7 protein-coding genes are annotated in these 4,482 nt (G+C 75.1%); 4 read left to right on the forward strand and 3 right to left on the reverse strand.

The features are described 5' to 3' along the window. Nucleotides 1-331 (forward strand): hypothetical protein (locus ACRYRX_RS22465; protein WP_432515426.1); only part of this gene is annotated, 331 nt, incomplete at its 5' end. Between the two features lie 61 nt (nt 332-392). On the opposite strand, the gene ACRYRX_RS22470 is transcribed toward ACRYRX_RS22465, so the two are convergent. Beyond that, complete coding sequence (locus ACRYRX_RS22470; protein ID WP_432515427.1) at nt 393-1,847, reverse strand: sugar porter family MFS transporter; 1,455 nt, start codon at nt 1,845-1,847, stop codon at nt 393-395. 143 nt (nt 1,848-1,990) lie between these two features. Next, nucleotides 1,991-2,239: a hypothetical protein gene (locus tag ACRYRX_RS22475; protein WP_432515428.1), complete on the reverse strand. Its 249-nt coding sequence runs from the start codon at nt 2,237-2,239 to the stop codon at nt 1,991-1,993. An 89-nt stretch (nt 2,240-2,328) separates the two neighbouring features. Here ACRYRX_RS22475 and ACRYRX_RS22480 point away from each other — a divergent pair, with 89 nt between their 5' ends. Beyond that, entirely contained in the window at nt 2,329-2,694 is a 366-nt protein-coding gene (locus ACRYRX_RS22480; RefSeq protein WP_432515432.1) for a VOC family protein, read from the forward strand. Here the strand turns inward: ACRYRX_RS22480 and ACRYRX_RS22485 are convergent. Beyond that, complete coding sequence (locus tag ACRYRX_RS22485; protein WP_432515429.1) at nt 2,634-3,356, reverse strand: helix-turn-helix transcriptional regulator; 723 nt, start codon at nt 3,354-3,356, stop codon at nt 2,634-2,636. The two genes, ACRYRX_RS22480 and ACRYRX_RS22485, sit on opposite strands and share 61 nt — an antisense overlap. Nucleotides 3,357-3,407: 51 nt before the next feature. Between ACRYRX_RS22485 and ndk the strand changes: the two genes are divergently transcribed. Together ndk and ACRYRX_RS22495 are read left to right on the forward strand one after the other, a co-directional pair. Further along, nucleotides 3,408-3,833 (forward strand): nucleoside-diphosphate kinase, encoded by a 426-nt coding sequence (gene ndk, locus ACRYRX_RS22490; protein ID WP_432515430.1) that lies wholly within the window; start codon nt 3,408-3,410, stop codon nt 3,831-3,833. A gap of 47 nt (nt 3,834-3,880) precedes the next feature. Continuing rightward, entirely contained in the window at nt 3,881-4,333 is a 453-nt protein-coding gene (locus ACRYRX_RS22495; RefSeq protein WP_432515431.1) for a VOC family protein, read from the forward strand. The last annotated feature ends 149 nt before the right edge of the window (nt 4,334-4,482 follow it).

Here is a 4,482-nt window from a genome sequence, read left to right on the forward strand (position 1 = left end):
CACGGGCCCCACGGCCGCCCCCCCCCCCCCGCCCCCCCGGGCGAAACTGCGGGACCGGGACGACTACACCGATTTCGAGGGCGCGGCGCCCGCGGCCACCACGGTCGCGGACCTGTCCGCCGTCCTGGGGTCGGTGGGCCGGCTCGACGCCGAGGGCGAGGACGTCGAGGCCGCGCACGTGCGGGTCGACGTCGGCTGGCTGCGCGAGACCGCGCACGCCGAGGGCGCGGACGCCACCTGGGACGAGCAGTTCGAGGGGATGCTCGCCCACGCCGAGACGAGGGGCTGGGTCCAGGACGGCACCGTCCGGGCCCACGTCGTCACCGTCTGACCCCCGCACGGACGACCGCGCCCCCGGCCACCGGCCGGGGGCGCGGTCGTCCACGGGCGCCTCAGGCCGCGGGCACCTGGTCCATGTCCTCCAGCTCGCGGCCCTTGGTCTCCCGCACGGCCTTGCGCACGAAGACGAACGACAGCAGCGCGATGAGGGCGTACAGGCCGTAGGCGAACTGCAGACCGATCGAGGCCAGCGCCGGGAAGCTCGTGGAGATCGCGAAGTTCGCCAGCCACTGCGCGGCGGCGGCCACGGCCAGCCCGGCGGCGCGGATCTTCCCGGGGAACATCTCACCCAGCAGCACCCACACGACCGGGCCCCACGTCGCCCCGAACGAGATGACGTACACGTTCGCCGCGACGACCGCGATCGGGCCCCACGGGTCCGGCAGCGAGGGGCTCTCGGCCGTGCCCCCGGCCTGCGAGAACGCGACGGCCATCACCAGCAGCGAGACGAACATCCCGGCCGACCCCACGGTCAGCAGGGGTTTGCGGCCGACCTTGTCGACCATCGCGATCGCGATGAACGTCACGACCACGTTCGTCACCGAGGTGATGACCGACGTCGTGAACGCGTCGGACTCCTGGAAGCCGACGGCCTGCCACAAGGTGGTGGAGTAGTAGAAGATCACGTTGATGCCGACGCCCTGCTGCAGCACCGACAGCAGGATCCCCACCCACACGATCGGCAGCAGGCCGAACCGCGGCCCGCGCAGGTCCCGCAGGCTCGGGTCGTGCTCACGGCGCATCGAGTTCTTGATGTCGGTGACCTTGCGCTGCACCGCTTCCAGGCTGCGGGTCCCCAGGACCTCGCGCAGCACCTCGCCGGCGCGCTGGGTCTCGCCCTTGGCGATGAGGTACCGCGGGGACTCCGGCACGGACAGGGCCAGCAACGCCCACACGACCGAGGGGACGACCCCGACGACGAACATCCACCGCCACGCCTCCCAGCCCAGCCACGTCGTGTTCGCGGCGCCGCCGGCGGTGTTGGCGATGAACGCGTCCGACAGCAGCGCGGCGAAGATCCCGACGGTGATGGCCAGCTGCTGCAGCGAGGCGAGCCGGCCGCGGACGTGGGCCGGGGCGACCTCGGCGATGTAGGTGGGCGCGATGACGGAGGCGACGCCCACGCCGATCCCGCCGACGACGCGCCACAGGATCAGGTCCCACACGGCGAACGCGAAGGCCGACCCGACGGCGCTGATCGCGAACAGGACACCGCCGACGATCATGACGGCCTTGCGGCCGAAGCGGTCCGCGATGCGCCCGGCGAACCAGGCGCCGACCGCCGCGCCCAGCAGGGCGCAGGACACGGCGAAACCGGACAACCCCTCCGAGAGGGAGAACTGGCCGGTGATGGCGTCGACCGCCCCGTTGACCACCGAGGTGTCGAACCCGAACAGGAACCCGCCGATGGCGGCCACCACCGAGATCATCACCACCTTCGTGGTGGTGCGCTTCTCGTCCTCGGCGCCGGACCCTGCTCCGACGTCGTGCGACCTGTCCTGACTCATCCGCGGGCCTCCCGAGACATCCGGTGGTGCCCCGGTCTGCCGGAGCCCGTCCTCGATGGTCCGCCCGCGGCGCGATCACCGCACGCCGAGCGCCTGTCCCCACCAGGGCCACCCACGGGCCGTCACGGCCCGGGCACGGGACGTCAGGCGTCCTCGCCGCGCGCCGTCGCCAGGTCGTGCGCGGCCATGTCGACGGCCTCCTCGGCCCGGCGGGCCGCGTCGACCAGCCCCGCCAGCGCCGACCCGTCCGGGGTGCGGGCGCTGCGCCCGGCGTACGCCTTCGACAGCGCCTTCGCCTCGGCGGCCAGCTCCGCGAGCACGCTCGCGGCCTCCTCCCGCGCCGCGCGGAGGGCGTGCTCCTGGGCGGCGGTGTCCTCGCGGTCGTGACGCACCGGCCCATCCTGTCCGATCCGTTCAAGACCGCGCACGCCCCGGCGGGCAGTCTGGGCCCGTGCCCACACCGCAGCTGGACCTCATCGGGATGGTCGTCGCCGACGTGGCGGCCTCGCTGGCCTTCTACCGCCGCCTCGGCCTGGACGTCCCCGCCGACGCCGACACCGCACCGCACGTCGAGACGACGCTGCCCGGCGGGCTGCGCCTGGCGTGGGACAGCGAGGAGACGATCAGGAGCTTCGACCCGTCCTACGCGCGCGAGCGCGCCGGCAACCGGATCGGCCTGGCGTTCCGCTGCGCGTGCCCCGCCGACGTCGACGCCCTGTTCGCCGAGCTCACCGCCGACGGCGTGCGGGCCCACCTCGCCCCGTTCGACGCCCCCTGGGGGCAGCGCTACGCGACCGTGCTGGACCCCGACGGCGGGTCGGTCGACCTGTTCGCCGATCTCGGCTGACGCAGCGCGCCCGGGGTGGTCCCCGCGAAGACCCGCACCTCCCGCGACAGGTGCGCCTGGTCGGCGAACCCCGCCTGCGCGGCCACCCGCGCGGGCGGGGCCCCGGCCCGCAGCGCCGCGACCGCCCGCCGGAACCGCAGCACCCGGCCCAGCAGCTGCGGGGAGTACCCGAAGGCGTCCAGGCTGCGCCGGTGCAGCCGCCGCACCCCCACGCCCAGGGCGTCGGCGACCTCGGCCACCGCCCACCCCGAGGCCAGCAGCCCGGCCGCGCGGGTCAGCGCCGGGTCCGGGGCCGCCCCCGCGGCCAGCGCCTCCAGCGCCGCCGCCGGCGCCGCCGCGACCCGCTCGGCCACCCGCCGCGCCGCCGCCGCACCCCACAGGTCGGTCAGGGCGACGCGGGTGTCGCGCAGCTCGGCGGCCGGGACCCCCAGCACCGCCGGGGCGTGCCCGGGCGCGAGCCGCAACCCCGTCCACGTCACCCCCGGCGCCGCCTCCACGGCCTGCGCCCCGGTGTCCGGCCCGGCCACCAGGACCTCCCCGCGGTCGCTGCGCCACAGCAGGTCCATGCACCCGTCGGGCAGCACGAGACCCGAGCCGGGGCCGGTCGGCGTGCTCGTCCACACGACCGCGCCCCGGACGCGGGACGGGCGCTCGCGGTGCACGCCCCCAGTGCACACCCCGGCACCGGGAGCCGTCCCGCTAGGGTCGCCCGTGTGACTGAGACGCAGCGGACCCTGGTCCTCGTGAAGCCCGACGGTGTGAAGCGCAACCTCTCAGGGGAGGTGCTGCGGCGCATCGAGGCCAAGGGCTACACCCTCGTCGCGGTGGAACTGCGCACCGCGACCCGCGAGCTCCTCGCCGGCCACTACGCCGAGCACGAGGGCAAGCCGTTCTACGAGCCGCTGGTGGAGTTCATGCTGTCCGGCCCGGTGCTGGCCGCCGTCGTCGAGGGCCACCGCGTCATCGAGGGGTTCCGCTCGCTGGCCGGCACCACCGACCCGACGACGGCCGCGCCCGGCACCATCCGCGGCGACCTGGGCCGCGACTGGGGCCTGAAGGTCCAGCAGAACCTCGTCCACGGGTCGGACTCGCCGGAGTCGGCCGCGCGCGAGATCGGGCTGTGGTTCCCGAACCTCTGACCGATGACTTCCCGGGCCCGGCCGGGTCGGAGGGGGCAGGAGGCCGGATGACCGGCCCGGACCCCGAGGAGCCGATCATGCGCATGGCCTTCATCAACCTGCCGGTGGCCGACAAGGAGGTCACCAAGTCGTTCTTCACCGCCCTGGGGTTCTCCCTGAACCCGCAGTTCGAGGACGAGACCACCGCGTGCGTCGTGCTGGAGGAGAACATCATCGTCCTCGTGCACGAGCCGGAGAAGTGGAAGCAGTTCCTGCACACCGACCCGGCGCCGAAGGGCTCGAACGAGTTCATGCTCGCCCTGTCGTGCGCGGACCGCGCGGAGTGCGACGCGCTCAAGGCGAAGGCCCTGGCCAACGGCGGCGCCGAGTACGCGCCCGCGGTGGACTTCGGGTGGATGTACGGGACGAGCTTCCTCGACCCCGACGGCCACATCTGGGAGACCAGCTGGATGGACGTGGCCGCGGCCACCGAGGTCGGCGGGATCCCCGACGCCTCCTGACCCCCCGACCCCCCTGAGCGCCCGGGATCCGGATCGTCGGGCCCGGGGGGGGGGGGGGGGGGGGGGGGGGGGGGGGGGGGGCGGGGCGGGGGGGGGCGGGGGGGGGGGGGGGGGGGGGGGGGGGGGGGGGGGGCACGCGGGGCGCGGGG

It is taken from the genome of Kineococcus lubricus (assembly GCF_050871965.1).
GTDB lineage: Bacteria > Actinomycetota > Actinomycetes > Actinomycetales > Kineococcaceae > Kineococcus.